Genomic DNA, 15,666 nt, shown 5'->3' with positions numbered 1-15,666 from the left:
CTAGCGTGCCGGCATGACAGCCATGCAAGCGGAGTCGATGAGCGGCGCCCCCCTGTGGATCATCGGTCTGATGCACCTTCTGGGGGCGCCGGGAGCGGGTCTGGCCGTCGCGCTGGAGAACCTCTTCCCGCCGATCCCCAGCGAGGTCGTCCTCCCCCTCACCGGCTTCGCCGCGAGCACCGGTCAGCTGGGCCTGGCGGCCGCCCTGCTGTGGACCACCGCCGGCTCAGTGATCGGCGCCCTCGCTCTCTACGGCGTCGGTGCCCTCCTCGGCCGGGACCGCACCGTCGCCCTCGCCGCCCGGCTGCCCCTGGTCAGGATCTCCGACATCGAGAAGACGGAGGCCTGGTTCCTCAGGCACGGCACCAAGGCCGTCTTCTTCGGCCGCATGATCCCGGTCTTCCGCAGCCTGATCTCCGTACCGGCCGGCGTGGAACGCATGCTCCTGCCCGTCTTCACCCTCCTCACCACCCTGGGCAGCGCCCTCTGGAACACGGCCTTCGTCCTGGCCGGCTACTCCCTGGGCGCCAACTGGACCGAGGTGACGACGATCGTCTCGACCTACTCCAAGATCGTGCTGGGCGCGGCAGGCGTGGCGGTACTGGCGTTCATACTGGTTCGCTTCCTGAGAGGCGGGAACGGCAGCCGCCGTCCAGGGGCGCGGGGAACTGCGCGACAAGCCACGAACGACCCGCAGCCCGCCAACCACAGCGCCCCCACCCCCTGACCGGCACAGTCCGCATCCGTGAGGAACTAACGCACGACCCGCAAGAACTCCCGAAGAATCCGCTCCCCGGCGAGCACCCCCCGCTCCGGCAGCGCCCTGACCTCCGGCCCGGACCACTCCGCCTCCGCCAACTCCCCGTGCCCCGGCCGCCACGCCCGATCCGCCGCGAGCAGCAGATCCGCGTCCAGCAGCGAGTCACCGGCCGCGAGCGTCAGCTCGGCCCCGGTCCGGCGGGCCACTTCCCGCATCGCCGCGCTCTTCGTCAGCGGTTTCGGCACGGCGTAGAGCTTGCGCCCCTGGAGGGAGACGGTCCAGCCCCGGTTCTCGGCCCACACCGCCAGCTCCTTCACCCACTCCTCGGGGAGCAGCTCGCGCTCGACGACGAGGTAGACGAAGAGATCCTCCGCGACCCGGTGCTTGCGCACCCAGGCCGGGTCCGTCGTGGCCTCCATGTGGCCCCGCACCTCGTCGAGCGACGCGCACTCGTCGGCGAGCCGGGCCGTCACCCGCTCGTGCCAGGCGACGTCGCTGACGCCGTCCACCAGCAGGTGCCCGCCGTTGGCGCAGATCGCGTACTTCGGCTCAGGACCAGGCAGGTTGATCCGCTGGTACTGCTTGCGCGTCCGGGTCGTCGTCGGCACGAAGACGGCCGCCTCGCCCAGTTCGGCGAGCAGCCGCGAGGCCGTCTCCGTCATGTACGACAGCGGCTTGCTCTCGTGCACCTCGACGGTGAGCAGCCGGGGCGCCCGCGCGTCCGGCATGGTCAGCGCGAGCGCGGCGGCCGAGTAGATGAGCGTACGGTCGAGGTCGCTCGCGACGAGTACCTGGGGTCCGGGCATCAGACCGCCACCGCCTTGCCGTCGGCGCCGGTCGCGCCCCGCGTGTACTGGGGGTGGATCAACCCCACGCAGGTGTACGGCAGTTCGGCGACCTCTTCCACCGGGACCCCTCTCTGTTCGGCGAGCAGACGTACGTGGTCGAGGTCCGCGCCCGCCCCGGCTCGCGCGAGGATCTTCCACGGTACCCGGCGCAGCAGCACCCGAGTGGTCTCCCCGACACCGGGCTTGACCAGGTTCACGTCGTGGATGCCGTACTCCTCGCTGATCCGCTCGACGGCCGCCCAGCCCTCCCAGGTCGGCGTGCGATCGGCGGCGAGGAGTTCCTTGGCCCGGGCGTCCACGGCTTCGGCGACGTCGCCGAAGCGGGCGGCTATGGCGTCGAGGAAGTCCACGGAGACGTCGACGCCGGCCAGCTCCCGGTAGAACTTCGCCCCGTGGAAGTCGTCGGGGCCGACGAGGTCAGCGCGCAGCACGGTCCGTGAGATCAGCCCGGAGACGGTCGAGTTGAGGCACGCGGACGGGATGAGGAAGTCCTCACGGGTGCCGTACGTCCGCACACAGGACCCGGGGTCGGCGAGCACCGCGATCTCCGGGTCGAAGCCGGTGATCTGGTCGGACTTCTCGAACTCCCGCAGCGCCGCCGCGAGTTCACGGGTGATCGCGCCCTTGCCGGTCCAGCCGTCGACGAACACGACGTCGGCGGGGTCGTGGTGGGCCGCCAGCCAGCGCAGCGCGTTGGCGTCGATCCCGCGTCCGCGCACGATCGACACGGCGTAGTGCGGCACCTCGATCCCGTGCCGGTAGCGCGCCCAACGCCGCATCAGCACACCGACGGGTGTGCCGGCCCGCGCCAGCGACACGATGACCGGCCGCGACGACCGCTCGGCCAGGACGGTCTCGGTGACGACGCCGACAGCCAGCGCGATCCGGTCGGCCGACACCTCCAGCGCGCTCTGGAACAGCGCCTGATACCGCTCACTCGGCTGGTACTCGACCGGCAGCGACTCCGCGTAGTGCGCGCCGCCGCTCTGGATGGCCTCCTCCCGCTCCTCGGTCGGCGCCTCCAGGGTGACGTCCGAGAGGTCCCGCAGCAGCCAGCCGACCTCGTCCGGCGCGTAGGAGGAGAAGTCGGGGCCGCGTAGGGGCTCGGGGAGCATGGGGGGCCTTTCGGGGGTGTGCGGGGTCGGCTTCTTCGCTGCCGCCGCGACGGCGCCGGGCCGGGCCGGCCGGGCCGGCGTGTCCCCGCGGTGCCGGACGGGCGGGACGAACGACGGCACGAACGACGGCACGGACGACGGCACGAACGACGGTACGACGGCCAGCAGCACGCCGGGCGTGTGCGCGGCGAGGGTCGCCAGCAGGCCGTCACCGGCGTGCAGGGCGGGCGTGTCGGCCACGGAGTCGACGACGGCGACCACCGCGTCGAAGCCCCCGCCGGCCACGTTGTACGCGTACCGCTCGCCGGGCCCGTCGGCGGGATCGTCGTGCGCGGGGAAGACGATGCGGCTGCGTATCGCGTAGCCGGGGTCGTCGACGGCCAGGACGGGTGACCGCGTGGTGGTGGAGAACCGTATCTCCGCCCCGGTCCCCTCCAGCAGGCGTTCCAGTTCCCGCGCGAGGGCCAGCGGCGCGTACATCAGCTCCTCGAAGCCGAGCACCAGCACCCGGCGGGCCCCCGCCGGGAGGGCCTCGGCGAGGCGCGCGGCCATGCCGGGCAGGGCGGCCGCCAGACGCTCTCGGTGCGCCGGCGTGAAGCCGTGCCGCCCGCCGTCGGGCACACCGGCCGGCCAGTCCAGGTCGACCGGGGTGACCCGCGTGGCCGCGCCGTCCCCGGCCGGAACCACGACCGGGATCGCCGCCGCGGCCTCGTACTCGGCGACGAGCGCCTGCCCCTTCTCCAGCACCCCGTCCGGCAGCCGCACGGTCCCCTTCGCCGCGGCCACCAGATCCACCCGGGCGTCGATCTCCCGCGCGAACTCCGCGAGGCGCCCCTGGTCGGCGGCCGACCTCATGTCGACCAGCGCCACGACGACGTACCGCTCGCGCGGATACCGCTCGTGCAGCGCGCGAATGGTGTTGAGGACGGTGTTCCCGGTGGAGAACTCGTCGTCGACCAGCACCAGCGGCCCCCGCCCCGCGAGCAGCGTGGCGTCCTGCGGCAGAAGCAGATGCGAGGTGGCGTGGGAGTGGGACTCCTCGAAGCCACCGGCCTGGTCGACACCCTCGACCGGACGCCGGGTGGAGTGCAGATAGGGCGCGTCGCCCACCCCGTCCGCGACCGAGTGGCCGAGCCCGGTGGCCGTCTCGGCGTACCCGAGGACGACCGCGGTCCGCACCCCGGCCGGCCCCAACAGCTCCCGTACCCGGCGGCCGAGCGCGAACCCGTGGCCGTGCACGACGGCCGGCGACTGCGGCACATGCTTGCCGAGCACGTTCGACACCAGCAGATGCGCCCGCCTGGGGTTGCGCCGCAGCGCGAGCCCCAGCAGACCGCTCAGCTCCTCCCCGCCCACCAGTTCGACCCCGAGCCGCTCGGCGACCCAGGCACCGGACCAGACCGATCCACTCGTGCCGGTCGTGTCGTTCACTGCGTTAATCATCGATTCCTTAGTAGGTACGACTTGGTCGGTACGACGCGGATGCGGGACGTAGGGATTCGAACCGGATCTCACCGGATCTCACCGGATCTCACCGGAGCTCACCGGAGCTCACCGGAGCTCAGTCGGGCAGGCCGGCGGCCAGCAGATCGACGAACCCGATGTCCTCGTTGGCGACGCCGAAGACCTCGGCGCGCTGGAGGACCCGCTCGGCCCAGGCGCGGTGCGGCTTGACCTCGTTCATCTTGTTCCGGGAGGCGGAACGCAGGACTCCGCCGCCGCCCCGCTCGGGCCGCAGGATGTCCTGGGCGTCGCCGAACTCCTCATGGCTGACCACGGACAGCGCGTGCACGGGCAGTACGTGCGAGGGGTGGATGCAGGTCTTGCCGAGCAGCCCGTTGGCCTGGTCGAGGGAGATCTCGCGCAGCAGACCGTCCAGGGCGTGCTCGATGAGCGTCTCGCGCAGCCGCTTGGCCCGGTTCTCCACGAAGGGGCTCGTGCGCAGCTGTGGCTTGAACATGCGCTCCTGGACCCGGAAGTACTCCCACACCGGCCCGGTCACCGTGAACCCCGTGCCGTCGGCCCGCCCCAGCACGTTCACCACGTCCGCGATCACGGAGGCGACGATCTGGACGTCGTACGCCGTCATGTCGGGCGCCCGGCGCAGCGCGTAGGAGGAGCAGAAGTCGGTGACGCCGAGGCGCAGCGCGAGCACGCGGTCGCGGTACTTGTCGACGGTGTGCGCGATGCCCTGGAGGGCCTCTACGCGCGTCTCCCTGTACATCAGCTCGGGCGATTCCAGCACCGGCATGCCGAACAGCCGCCGCCCGCTCGCGGCCTCCGCGGCGGTGAGCGCCTCCAGGAAGGCGACGCCCCGTTCCTCGGTGAACTTGGGGAAGACGAACCCGGACAACAGCCGTACGGCGGGGCCGAAGCGGCGTACGAGGTCGGGTATCTGTTCCGCGAAGCGGACCCTGATGAACAGCAGCGGAAGCTCGGCGTCCGGGCGGGCGTCGAGCTCGGCGAACTGCCGGACCAGGTTCTCCTCGGCGCCCGCGACCTCCGCGTCGTCGATCGAGTCCTCCAGGCACAGCACCATGGAGACCACGCCGAGCCCGGCCTGTCTGACGATGTCGTCGGCCAGTCGCTCCCGGGTCGCCGGGCTGTAGAGCGTGGCGCCGAGCGCGGCGGCGAGTATGCGGGTCGGGGAGTCGGCGGTGAAGGACTCCGGCTCCCGGTAGAAGAGGCGCTGACGCTCCTCAGGGGCGATGTGCCCGAAATGACGCATGTGCTTCCCCCGTGGCTGCTAGGCGGCCAGTCGTGATGGTGGCCGGTAATAGTACGTACAAATGTGTGACATCAGTTCCCGCCGAGCGTGAAGTTCTGGTAACCCGGCCATGACGGGCGCTGGACGATTTCACCGACGCTTCGCTGCCCCCGCGTTGTCGTGATCAGGACCGAGAGGGCAGGATGACCGCATGACGCACGCGATGCTGAAGGGGTCGAACGTCCCGATCGAAGCCACGGCGGTCCGGGCCGTGCTGCGCTGGGCGCCCGGTCAAGGATCCCCGGACGTCGACGCCTCGGCGCTGCTCCTAGGCCTCGACGGACGCGTCCGGTCCGACGAGGACTTCGTCTTCTACAACCAGCCCCGCCACCCCTCGGGCAAGGTCTGGCGCCTCGGCAAGAAGCGTGTCGCCGAAGGCCTCACCGACACCATCCAGACCGATCTCTCGGGTGTCGAGTCCGCCGTCGGCCAGATTCTCCTCGTGGCCTCCGCCGAGGACTTCTCCTTCGACCGCGTACGGTCCCTGCGCATCCTGCTGTACGACGCCACCGTCGCCGACGCCGAACCCCTGGCGTACTTCGACGTCAAGCCCGAGACCGGCGAGGAGACCGCCCTCATCTGCGGCGAGCTCTACCGCCGCGGCGGCGGCTGGAAGTTCCGTGCCCTGGGCGAGGGTTACACCAACGGCCTTCAGGGTCTCGCCACCGACTTCGGCATCTACGTGGACGAGACCGAGGCGGCGGCAGCGGCGGCGACCACGACGCAGGTTCCGTCCCCGGAGCCCTCGGCCCCCCTGCCCCCGGAGCAGCCCCCCGCCGGCGTCCCGTCCCAGCCCTCGTACGGCTACCCTCCGGCGGCCCGCACGCAGCCCGCCTACGGCTACCCAGCGGCCCAGCCGGCCCCGCCGACCACCGGCGGCCCGGCCTACGGCTACCCCCAGCCCACGGCGGCAGCCCTGGACCCCGACTTCCGTCTGCCTCCGCAGGGCCCGCAGTTCATCGGCCGCTGAGGGTGCGCGGCTACGAGCGATCGGCCTTGGACTTGTAGCCCCGCCCCCACTGCAGGCCCCACCCGTACAACCGGTCGAGCTCCGCCTGGAAGCCGTAGACGAACTTCACCTCCCGGCGCACCAGGATCTCCCCCTTCACGTTCTCGATCATCACCACCGCGCACGACCGGGCCTGAGGGTGCCTCTCGTCCAGGCCTATCTCGATGCGTGGACCGTTGCTCGGATACAGCGTCACGATCGCGTGCGTACGGTCGAACGCCGGTGTCTGGTCGTAGATGTAGACGAAGACCAGCATCCGCTTGAAGGCGTCCCGGTGGTCGAGGTTGATGTACATCGTCTCGCCGGACCCCGACCCGAACCGGTCGTCCCCGCTGAGCCGCATGTACGGCGGTTCGTTGATGTCGCCGAGGAAGCCGCCCAGCGGCTGGACGACCCCCTTCGTCCCGTCGGCCAGCTCGTACAGACAGCCGAGGTCGAGGTCGACGTTGACCATGCTCTGGCTGTGCGCCTGTACCTCCTCGGGCCGCAGGGCCTTGAAGGGGTGCCGCAGCACGCTCTGCCGCTTCATCCCGCCGATGTCGGACGTGCGCATCCGCCAGGACAGGTTGACCCGCAGATGGCCCGCCGCCGCGTTCTGCTTGCTGAGCGACACCTTCTGCTGCCGCTTGGTCAGCTCGATGGCGTTGGTCGCCGCGCTGCCCGCGTCGAACTCCGAGGCCCGCCCGCGCCAGAGGTTGTCCAGGAAACTCATGCCCGCCCCACACCTGCCGTGTCGTCGTGGTCAACCACCAGCGGGGCGGCCGACGAGGACGAATCCGCGTCGGCCGCCCCGCTCAGAGCGTTCCCTCACCTCACGGGTGGTCACACCCCGGAGGAGACCTCCTCCTTGGAGGTGTCAGCTTTTCCCTCCGCGTCCGCCAGCGCCTTGTTGCGGCGGACGGAGGACCAGAAGGACCAGCCGATCAGGACGACACCGATGAGACCGGTGATGATCTCGTTGATCTCGTACTGGATGGTGATGAGCAGGATCGCGGCGAGGGCGCCGATCGCGTAGTGCGCGCCGTGCTCCAGGTAGACGTAGTCGTCGAGGGTGCCCTGGCGGACCAGGTACACGGTCAGCGACCGGACGTACATGGCGCCGATGCCGAGGCCCAGCGCCATCAGGACGATGTCGTTGGTGATGGCGAAGGCGCCGATGACACCGTCGAAGGAGAAGGACGCGTCGAGGACCTCCAGGTAGAGGAACATGAAGAACGCGGCCTTGCCGGCGAGGGCGACGGCCGAGCGCGGCTTGCCGGTGCGCTCCGCCGCTTCCTCCTCCTCGTGCTCGCGCTCCTCCTCTTCCTCCAGCTTGTTCTCGAAGAAGCCCGAGAGACCACCGACGATCAGATAGGTGATGAGGCCCAGGAGGCCGGAGATCAGGACCGTCTGCGCCTTGTCGACGTGGGCGCCGCCGTGCTGGTGGGCGTTGGTCGCGAAGGTCATCGAGGTGACCAGCAGGATGATCATCGCGATACAGGCCGACAGCATGTCGATCTTGCCGAGCTTGGAGAGCGGGCGCTCCAGCCAGCCCAGCCACTTGATGTCCCGGTCCTCGAAGATGAAGTCCAGGAAGATCATCAGCAGGAACATACCGCCGAAGGCCGCGATCGACGGATGGGCGTCAGTCACGTACTGCTGGTACTGGTCCTTGTCGGTGAGCGCCAGGTCGACGGCCTCGATCGGACCCAGCTTGGCGCTGATGGCGACGATCACGACGGGGAAGACCAGGCGCATACCGAACACGGCGATGAGGATGCCGATGGTGAGGAAGATCTTCTGCCAGAAGGCATTCATCTTCTTCAGGATCCCGGCGTTGACCACCGCGTTGTCGAAGGACAGCGAGATCTCCAGGATGGACAGGATGGCGACGAGCCCGAGCGCCGTCCATCCGTCGTAGAGAACCGCTGCGACCAAGCCGAGCGCGGTGACCGCGAACGACCAGCCGAAGGTTTTCAGAACCACTGGCTACCCAATCGTGTGTGTACGGGGTTCCCCCGCGCCGCGCGCGGCTTTACGAAACTTTGAACCGAAGTCTAGTCCTCTGCCCCCCGCGCCCCACGCGGGCCCGGCTTTTGCGCATATCGCGCTAGGAGACGTTGACTCCGAAGTCCAGCGCGATGCCGCGCAGACCCGACGCGTACCCCTGTCCCACCGCACGGAACTTCCACTCTCCGCCATAGCGATAGACCTCGCCGAAGATCATCGCGGTCTCGGTGGAGGCGTCCTCGGAGAGGTCGTAGCGGGCCAGTTCCTGGCCGTCGGCCTGGTTGACGACACGAATGAAGGCGTTGCTGACCTGGCCGAAGGCCTGGCCGCGGTTCTCCGCGTCATGGATGGAGACCGGAAAGACGATCTTGTCGACGGTGGCCGGCACCCGGGAGAGGTCGATGATGAGCGACTCGTCGTCGCCGTCGCCCTCACCGGTGAGGTTGTCGCCGGTGTGCTCGACCGAGCCGTCCGGACTCCTGAGGTTGTTGTAGAAGACGAACCACTCGTCCCCCAGCACCCGGCCGCTCTGGCACAGCAGTGCGCTGGCGTCGAGGTCGAAAGGGGCTCCGGTGGTGGTCCGGACATCCCAGCCGAGTCCGATCAGTACTTGCGTGAGGTTCGGCGCGGCCTTGGAGAGGGAGACATTTCCCCCCTTGGCGAGTGTGACGCCCATGGTGCTGGTCCTCCCCGATTTCGAGCTTCAGTTGCTCAGCTGTTCAGTTGTCGTCTGTTCAGGTGTCGTCGTACGAGCGCGTCCGGCGCCGCGGTCGGTGATGACAGCGGCGCCGGACGTTTCGACGAGCCCTGTGGGACTTCCCCGGTGGCTCAGACGTTCACACCGAAGTCCTGGGCGATTCCGCGCAGACCCGAGGCGTAGCCCTGGCCGATGGCGCGGAACTTCCACTCGGCGCCGTGCCGGTACAGCTCGCCGAAGACCATGGCCGTCTCGGTGGAGGCGTCCTCGGAGAGGTCGTAGCGGGCGATCTCGGCGCCGCCGGCCTGGTTCGCCACCCGGATGAACGCGTTGCGGACCTGGCCGAAGGACTGCTGGCGGTTCTCGGCGTCGTAGATCGAGACCGGGAAGACGATCTTCTCGATCTCGGGCGGGACGGTGGCGAGGCTGACCTTGATCTGCTCGTCGTCGCCCTCGCCCTCACCGGTGAGGTTGTCGCCGGTGTGCTCGACCGAGCCGTCGGGGCTCTTCAGGTTGTTGAAGAAGATGAAGTTGGCGTCACTGCTGACCTTGCCCGACGAGTCCAGCAGCAGCGCGCTGGCGTCCAGGTCGAAGTCGGTGCCGGTGGTGGTGCGGATGTCCCACCCCAGACCGACGATGACCGCGGTCAGGCCAGGGGCCTCCTTGGTCAGCGATACGTTGCCGCCCTTGCTGAGGCTGACTCCCACGAAGTCCTCCGTTTGATGTCAGGGGCGGGGCGCCCCGTCTTGCGTTGGTATCGGATCAACGTCTCGATCCTAGTGACGGGTTCCCGTCCACCGCAGGCCCTGGGGCCGAAGAATCACAGGGTGTCGAGGGCGGCGATGTACTCGCCGAGGTCGCGGGCGTCCGGCAGGGCGTTGACCACCGTCCAGCGGACGACGCCCTCCTTGTCGACGATGAACGTCCCGCGCACCGCGCAGCCCTTGTCCTCGGCGAACACGCCGTACGCGCGCGAGACCTCGCCGTGCGGCCAGAAGTCCGACAGCAGGGGGTACTCCAGCGCCTCCTGCTCGGCGAAGACCCGCAGCGTGTGGATCGAGTCGTTGGACACCGCGAGGAGCTGCACGTCGTCGTTCACGAACCTCGGCAGGTTGTCCCGCAGCTCGCACAGTTCGCCGGTGCAGACCCCGGTGAACGCGAACGGGTAGAAGAGCACCACGACGTTCTTCTCGCCCCGGAAGTCCGAGAGCCGCACGGTGGCGCCGTGGTTGTCCTTGAGCTCGAAGTCGGGGGCCTTGTCGCCGACCTGGATCGCCATGATTCTCCCGCGTCCCTTCCTGGGCTGTTCGGGTGACCCAGCCTACGCAGGCCCCGCCGGCGGGAAACGGCGCGCCCCTGGAGGGTGGCCCCGAAAGGGGCCTTCTCCAGGGGCGCGGGGAACCGCGCGAGAAGCCACCGCGATGTCGTGGTCGCCCTCGCACGGCTCGCCCCGGGTTCCGGGGGCGGTCAAGCCGCCCCGAGGCTACGGAGTCACCTCTTACCGCTGCCGGACTTCGCCGCCTTCGGCGTCACCAACCGGCTCCCACTCCAGTCCTTGCCGACGCTGACGCTCTTCGACGCGGACAGCCCCGCAGTCGTCGCGGCTTCGGAGATGTCGCTGGGCTCCACATAGCCGTCACGCCCGGTCTTCGGCGTCAGCAGCAGAATCGAGCCACCCTCCTCGATGTAGGTGGTGGCGTCCACCAGCACATCGGTCAGGTCGCCGTCGTCGTCGCGGAACCACAGCACGACGGCATCGGCCACGTCGTCGTAGTCCTCGTCGACGAGCTCACTGCCTACGACTTCTTCGATGGACTCGCGGAGCTCCTGGTCGACATCGTCGTCGTAGCCGATCTCCTGGACCACCTGCTCGGGCTGGAACCCCAGCCTTGCGGCAGGGTTCGTCCGCTCCTCCGCGTGGTCCGCGGTCGCGCTCACGGGTTGCCTCCTGATCATGTTCGGGTGGGGTTTCCCCCTGGGAATGAGCCACGCGCGTACGCGAAGCGTTGGCCGTAGTCCACACGGGCGGGACGGATCGCGCAAGTACCCAGCCTTCGAGACCGCCGAAACGGTGACGATCCGGGCTGTGTCACCGCAACTCTCTACGGGGATTCACAGCGTCATGTGACGCACGCCACACCGTTCTGCCCGGTTTGTGCATTCGGCAACCATCCGAGGATACGGGAGTCGAATACCTTTACTACCTTCGCCGGGCAAGTCACCACCCCTGTTACCTCTCGGTAGAGATGACGTTTGCGTCGTCGAGGTACACGATGGGGGACGGTGCAGGCACCTATGGAACACCCTGAAGAGCGGCCCTCTGACAGCTAAGGAACAGCGTGGCTTCCGGATCCGATCGCAATCCGATCATCATTGGCGGCCTTCCGAGTCAGGTCCCTGACTTCGACCCCGAGGAGACCCAGGAGTGGCTCGACTCGCTCGACGCCGCCGTGGACCAGCGCGGCCGTGAGCGCGCGCGCTACCTGATGCTCCGGCTCATCGAGCGGGCCCGCGAGAAGCGTGTGGCCGTGCCCGAGATGCGCAGCACGGACTACGTCAACACCATCGCGACCAAGGACGAGCCGTTCTTCCCGGGCAACGAGGAGATCGAGCGGAAGATCCTCAACGCGACCCGGTGGAACGCCGCCGTCATGGTGTCGCGCGCCCAGCGCCCCGGCATCGGCGTCGGCGGCCACATCGCGACCTTCGCGTCCTCCGCCTCCCTCTACGACGTGGGCTTCAACCACTTCTTCCGGGGCAAGGACGAGGGCGACGGCGGCGACCAGATCTTCTTCCAGGGGCACGCCTCGCCGGGCATCTACGCCCGCGCGTTCCTCCTGGACCGGCTCGGCGAGACGCAGCTCGACGCCTTCCGCCAGGAGAAGTCCAAGGCCCCGTACGGCCTGTCCAGCTACCCGCACCCGCGCCTGATGCCGGACTTCTGGGAGTTCCCGACCGTGTCCATGGGCCTCGGCCCGCTGGGCGCGATCTTCCAGGCGCGGATGAACCGGTACATGGCGGCGCGCGACATCGCGGACACCTCCAAGTCGCATGTGTGGGCGTTCCTCGGCGACGGCGAGATGGACGAGCCGGAGTCGCTCGGCCAGCTCACCCTCGCCGCCCGTGAGGGCCTCGACAACCTCACCTTCGTGGTGAACTGCAACCTCCAGCGCCTCGACGGCCCGGTGCGCGGCAACGGCAAGGTCATCCAGGAGCTGGAGTCGGTCTTCCGCGGCGCCGGCTGGAACGTGATCAAGCTGGTGTGGGACCGCTCCTGGGACCCGCTGCTGGCCCAGGACCGCGACGGTGTGCTGGTCAACCGGATGAACACCACGCCGGACGGCCAGTACCAGACGTACGCCACCGAGACCGGCGCGTACATCCGGGACCACTTCTTCGGTGACGACCAGCGGCTGCGCGCGATGGTCGAGAACATGACCGACGACGAGATCCTGCACCTGGGCCGCGGCGGTCACGACCACCGGAAGGTCTACGCGGCGTACAAGGCGGCCGTGGAGCACAAGGGTCAGCCGACGGTCATCCTGGCGAAGACGGTCAAGGGCTGGACGCTGGGTCCGAACTTCGAGGGCCGCAACGCCACGCACCAGATGAAGAAGCTGACGGTCGCCGACCTCAAGGGCTTCCGCGACCGCCTCCACCTGCCCATCTCCGACAAGGAGCTGGAGTCAGGCCTGCCGCCGTACTACCACCCGGGGCCGGACTCGGAGGAGATCCAGTACATGCACGACCGCCGCAAGGGACTCGGCGGGTACGTCCCGACGCGTGTCGTGCGGGCGAAGCCGCTGGCCCTGCCGGAGGAGAAGACGTACGCGAGTGTGAAGAAGGGGTCCGGTCAGCAGTCGATCGCCACGACCATGGCGTTTGTACGGCTGCTGAAGGACCTCATGCGGGACAAGGAGATCGGCCGGCGGTTCGTGCTGATCGCGCCCGACGAGTACCGCACCTTCGGCATGGACTCGTTCTTCCCGAGCGCGAAGATCTATAACCCGCTCGGCCAGCAGTACGAGGCCGTGGACCGCGATCTGCTGCTCGCCTACAAGGAGTCGCCGACGGGGCAGATGCTGCATGACGGCATCTCCGAGGCGGGCTGCACGGCGTCACTGATCGCGGCCGGTTCGGCGTACGCCACGCACGGCGAGCCGCTCATCCCCGTCTACGTCTTCTACTCGATGTTCGGTTTCCAGCGCACCGGCGACCAGTTCTGGCAGATGTCGGACCAGATGGCGCGCGGCTTCGTGCTGGGTGCGACCGCCGGCCGTACGACGCTGACCGGTGAGGGTCTCCAGCACGCGGACGGACACTCTCAGCTGCTCGCCTCGACGAACCCGGGCTGTGTCGCGTACGACCCGGCCTACGGGTTCGAGATCGCGCACATCGTGAAGGACGGGCTGCGCCGGATGTACGGCGAGACGGCCGACGGCAAGCCGGGCGAGGACGTCTTCTACTACCTGACCGTCTACAACGAGCCGATCCAGCACCCGGCCGAGCCGGCGGACGTGGACGTGGAGGGCATCCTCAAGGGCGTCCACCGCTTCAAGGCCGGCGAGTCGGGCTCGATCCCGGCACAGATCATGGCCTCCGGTGTGGCGGTGCCGTGGGCGGTCGAGGCGCAGGCGATCCTCGCCGCCGACTGGAACGTCAAGGCGGACGTCTGGTCGGCGACTTCGTGGAACGAGCTGCGCCGCGAGGCGGTCGAGGTGGAGCGGCACAACCTGCTGCACCCCGAGGAGGAGCAGCGCGTCCCGTATGTGACGAAGAAGCTGAGCGGCGCCGAGGGGCCGTTCGTGGCCGTCTCCGACTGGATGCGGTCGGTGCCGGACCAGATCTCGCGGTGGGTGCCGGGCACGTACCAGTCGCTGGGTGCCGACGGCTTCGGCTTCGCGGACACGCGGGGCGCGGCCCGGCGCTTCTTCCACATCGACGCGCAGTCGATCGTGGTCGCGGTGCTGACCGAGCTGGCGCGTGAGGGCAAGGTGGACCGTTCGCTGCTGAAGCAGGCGATCGACCGGTACCAGCTGCTCGACGTGGCGGCGGCCGACCCCGGGGCCGCGGGCGGCGACGCGTAGACGCTCCGCCGACCGCCGCGTAACACGGCGGTCGGTGTCAAGGGGTGGTGAACCTGCGGGTTCACCACCCCTGCGCGTTTCCTACGATGCGTCCATGAAGCAGCGAGCGGTCTCGGCGCAGACCCGTTGGGAACAGCACACACAGCGGCCGCTGTTCGGCCTGGCCGCGGTGTTCGCCGTCGCGTACGCCGTGCCGATCGTGTGGCCCGACTCCGGCGCGGACGTGGAGTGGTGGTGCGAGGCCGCCGAGTGGGGGGTGTGGGGCGCGTTCGCGCTGGACTACGTCGTCCGGCTCGCACTCACCGAGCGGCGGCGCGAGTTCGTACGGTCGCACTGGCTGGACCTGTGCGCGGTCGTGCTGCCGATGATCCAGCCGCTGCGGCTGCTGCGGGTGGTGGCGGCCTTGCTGCTGGTCGGGCAGCGGGCGCGGATGTCGTCGCAGATACGGCTCACGACGTACGTCGGCGGGGCGGTGATCGGGCTGTTGATGTTCGGGTCGTTGGCGGTGCTGTCCGTGGAGCGGGACGCGCCCGGGGGGAACATCGACAATCTGGGCGACGCGGTGTGGTGGTCGTTCACGACGATGACGACGGTGGGGTACGGGGACCACGCGCCGACGACCGGGCTGGGGCGGGTGCTCGCGGTCGGGCTGATGCTGTCGGGGATCGCGTTGCTGGGTGTGGTGACCGCGAACATCGCGGCGTGGTTCATATCGCGATTCGAGAAGGACGACGCGGAGGAGCGGCGGCAGACCGCGGCGATAACCGCGCTGACGGACGAGGTTCGGTTGTTGCGGGCGGAGGTGGCGGCGTTGCGCTCCGCGCCGGGGGCCTTGGAGGAGCAACGCCGATGACCGTGGGTCCACCGGTGTGTTCCCGAGTGCGGGTGGGTGGGGGCTGGTCGCGCGGTTCCCCGCGCCCCTTGAAAACCGGCACCCTTGAACGCGCCCCGAACCCAAGGGGTCCTCGGCTTCGATCGCCGAGGGCCCCTGCCCTTTTCCCTCACTCCATGTCGGATCAGAAGAATCCGGCTCCCGGAGTGGCCGTGCCCGCCAGCCAGATGATGGCCAGGACGGTGTCGATGGCGCCGAGGACGACGGCGATGACCGCGGGGACGGGGCGGGCGCCGGACCAGGTTCGGTTCATGGCCAGCCAGCCGCAGAGGATCGCGACGGGTCCGAGGACGATGCCCAGGACGAAGAAGCCCGCGATCGCGCAGATGACTCCGATGATGCCGAGGGTCGCGCGATCCGGCCCTCCCCCAGTCTCGACTTCGCTCGACCGGGGGGACCCCCATCGTGACCACGTCCGGCCACGTGATCGGGGGTGCCTGCGCGTACCGTGTCCGAAGCCCGCCATCGTCAACAACTCCCTGAACCTCGCGGTCAGTTCGCC

The 15,666-nt window shown here is 69.2% G+C and carries 14 protein-coding genes; 4 read left to right on the top strand and 10 right to left on the bottom strand.

The features are described from left to right. Positions 1-22 precede the first annotated feature (22 nt). Positions 23-727, top strand: a complete 705-nt coding sequence (locus I8N67_RS30600) for a DedA family protein (RefSeq protein WP_372443832.1) — start codon at positions 23-25, stop codon at positions 725-727. A 26-nt stretch (positions 728-753) separates the two neighbouring features. Here I8N67_RS30600 and I8N67_RS30595 read toward each other — a convergent pair whose 3' ends face one another. The 3 genes from I8N67_RS30595 to I8N67_RS30585 all read right to left on the bottom strand — a co-directional run bounded on the left by I8N67_RS30595 (position 754) and on the right by I8N67_RS30585 (position 5,451). Then, positions 754-1,566, bottom strand: coding sequence for an HAD family hydrolase (locus I8N67_RS30595; RefSeq protein ID WP_200307479.1), 813 nt, complete (start codon positions 1,564-1,566; stop codon positions 754-756). Then, positions 1,566-4,166, bottom strand: a complete 2,601-nt coding sequence (locus I8N67_RS30590) for a phosphoribosyltransferase (protein ID WP_200307478.1) — start codon at positions 4,164-4,166, stop codon at positions 1,566-1,568. Before I8N67_RS30590 ends, I8N67_RS30595 begins: the two co-directional genes overlap by 1 nt. Positions 4,167-4,284: 118 nt before the next feature. Further along, on the bottom strand, positions 4,285-5,451 hold the full coding sequence (locus I8N67_RS30585) for an HpcH/HpaI aldolase/citrate lyase family protein (protein WP_200307477.1): 1,167 nt from the start codon (positions 5,449-5,451) through the stop codon (positions 4,285-4,287). 190 nt (positions 5,452-5,641) lie between these two features. On the opposite strand from I8N67_RS30585, the gene I8N67_RS30580 reads away from it, so the two are divergent. Then, positions 5,642-6,460: a TerD family protein gene (locus I8N67_RS30580; protein ID WP_200307476.1), complete on the top strand. Its 819-nt coding sequence runs from the start codon at positions 5,642-5,644 to the stop codon at positions 6,458-6,460. 10 nt (positions 6,461-6,470) lie between these two features. Here the strand turns inward: I8N67_RS30580 and I8N67_RS30575 are convergent, their stop codons facing one another. From I8N67_RS30575 to I8N67_RS30550, 6 genes are all read right to left on the bottom strand, one after another. Continuing rightward, a complete protein-coding gene (locus tag I8N67_RS30575) occupies positions 6,471-7,211 on the bottom strand; it encodes a TerD family protein (protein ID WP_200307475.1) in 741 nt (246 codons plus the stop codon). Between the two features lie 110 nt (positions 7,212-7,321). Further along, the gene (locus I8N67_RS30570) at positions 7,322-8,464 is read right to left on the bottom strand and encodes a DUF475 domain-containing protein (RefSeq protein WP_200307474.1); all 1,143 of its coding nucleotides are present in this window, start codon (positions 8,462-8,464) and stop codon (positions 7,322-7,324) included. 124 nt (positions 8,465-8,588) lie between these two features. Beyond that, entirely contained in the window at positions 8,589-9,164 is a 576-nt protein-coding gene (locus I8N67_RS30565) for a TerD family protein (protein ID WP_200307473.1), read from the bottom strand. A 152-nt stretch (positions 9,165-9,316) separates the two neighbouring features. After that, entirely contained in the window at positions 9,317-9,892 is a 576-nt protein-coding gene (locus I8N67_RS30560; RefSeq protein ID WP_200307472.1) for a calcium homeostasis/redox stress adaptation protein, read from the bottom strand. A 113-nt stretch (positions 9,893-10,005) separates the two neighbouring features. Next, positions 10,006-10,464 carry a peroxiredoxin gene (locus I8N67_RS30555; protein WP_200307471.1) on the bottom strand — a complete coding sequence of 153 codons (459 nt, stop codon included), beginning with the start codon at positions 10,462-10,464 and terminating at the stop codon, positions 10,006-10,008. Between the two features lie 212 nt (positions 10,465-10,676). Then, entirely contained in the window at positions 10,677-11,123 is a 447-nt protein-coding gene (locus tag I8N67_RS30550; RefSeq protein ID WP_200307470.1) for a DUF3052 domain-containing protein, read from the bottom strand. 401 nt (positions 11,124-11,524) lie between these two features. On the opposite strand from I8N67_RS30550, the gene aceE reads away from it, so the two are divergent. Continuing rightward, positions 11,525-14,272: a pyruvate dehydrogenase (acetyl-transferring), homodimeric type gene (aceE, locus tag I8N67_RS30545; RefSeq protein WP_200307469.1), complete on the top strand. Its 2,748-nt coding sequence runs from the start codon at positions 11,525-11,527 to the stop codon at positions 14,270-14,272. A 94-nt stretch (positions 14,273-14,366) separates the two neighbouring features. Further along, positions 14,367-15,125, top strand: coding sequence for a potassium channel family protein (locus I8N67_RS30540; protein ID WP_200307468.1), 759 nt, complete (start codon positions 14,367-14,369; stop codon positions 15,123-15,125). A gap of 163 nt (positions 15,126-15,288) precedes the next feature. Here I8N67_RS30540 and I8N67_RS30535 read toward each other — a convergent pair whose 3' ends face one another. Then, positions 15,289-15,630, bottom strand: coding sequence for a small hydrophobic protein (locus I8N67_RS30535; protein WP_200307467.1), 342 nt, complete (start codon positions 15,628-15,630; stop codon positions 15,289-15,291). Positions 15,631-15,666 lie beyond the last annotated feature (36 nt).

The sequence above is a fragment of the Streptomyces adelaidensis genome, from assembly GCF_016598475.1.
In the GTDB taxonomy this organism is placed as follows: Bacteria; Actinomycetota; Actinomycetes; order Streptomycetales; family Streptomycetaceae; genus Streptomyces; species Streptomyces adelaidensis.
This window is presented reverse-complemented; position numbering and strand designations above follow the sequence as displayed.

Bases quoted from the DNA above. Each gene is read 5' to 3' on its own strand.
- I8N67_RS30590 (WP_200307478.1), bottom strand. From the start codon at position 4,166: ATGATTAACGCAGTGAACGACACGACCGGCACGAGTGGATCGGTCTGG.
- I8N67_RS30600 (WP_372443832.1), top strand. From the start codon at position 23: ATGCAAGCGGAGTCGATGAGCGGCGCCCCCCTGTGGATCATCGGTCTG.
- I8N67_RS30585 (WP_200307477.1), bottom strand. From the start codon at position 5,451: ATGCGTCATTTCGGGCACATCGCCCCTGAGGAGCGTCAGCGCCTCTTC.
- I8N67_RS30575 (WP_200307475.1), bottom strand. From the start codon at position 7,211: ATGAGTTTCCTGGACAACCTCTGGCGCGGGCGGGCCTCGGAGTTCGAC.
- I8N67_RS30535 (WP_200307467.1), bottom strand. From the start codon at position 15,630: ATGGCGGGCTTCGGACACGGTACGCGCAGGCACCCCCGATCACGTGGC.
- I8N67_RS30540 (WP_200307468.1), top strand. From the start codon at position 14,367: ATGAAGCAGCGAGCGGTCTCGGCGCAGACCCGTTGGGAACAGCACACA.
- I8N67_RS30555 (WP_200307471.1), bottom strand. From the start codon at position 10,464: ATGGCGATCCAGGTCGGCGACAAGGCCCCCGACTTCGAGCTCAAGGAC.
- I8N67_RS30580 (WP_200307476.1), top strand. From the start codon at position 5,642: ATGACGCACGCGATGCTGAAGGGGTCGAACGTCCCGATCGAAGCCACG.
- I8N67_RS30595 (WP_200307479.1), bottom strand. From the start codon at position 1,566: ATGCCCGGACCCCAGGTACTCGTCGCGAGCGACCTCGACCGTACGCTC.
- I8N67_RS30565 (WP_200307473.1), bottom strand. From the start codon at position 9,164: ATGGGCGTCACACTCGCCAAGGGGGGAAATGTCTCCCTCTCCAAGGCC.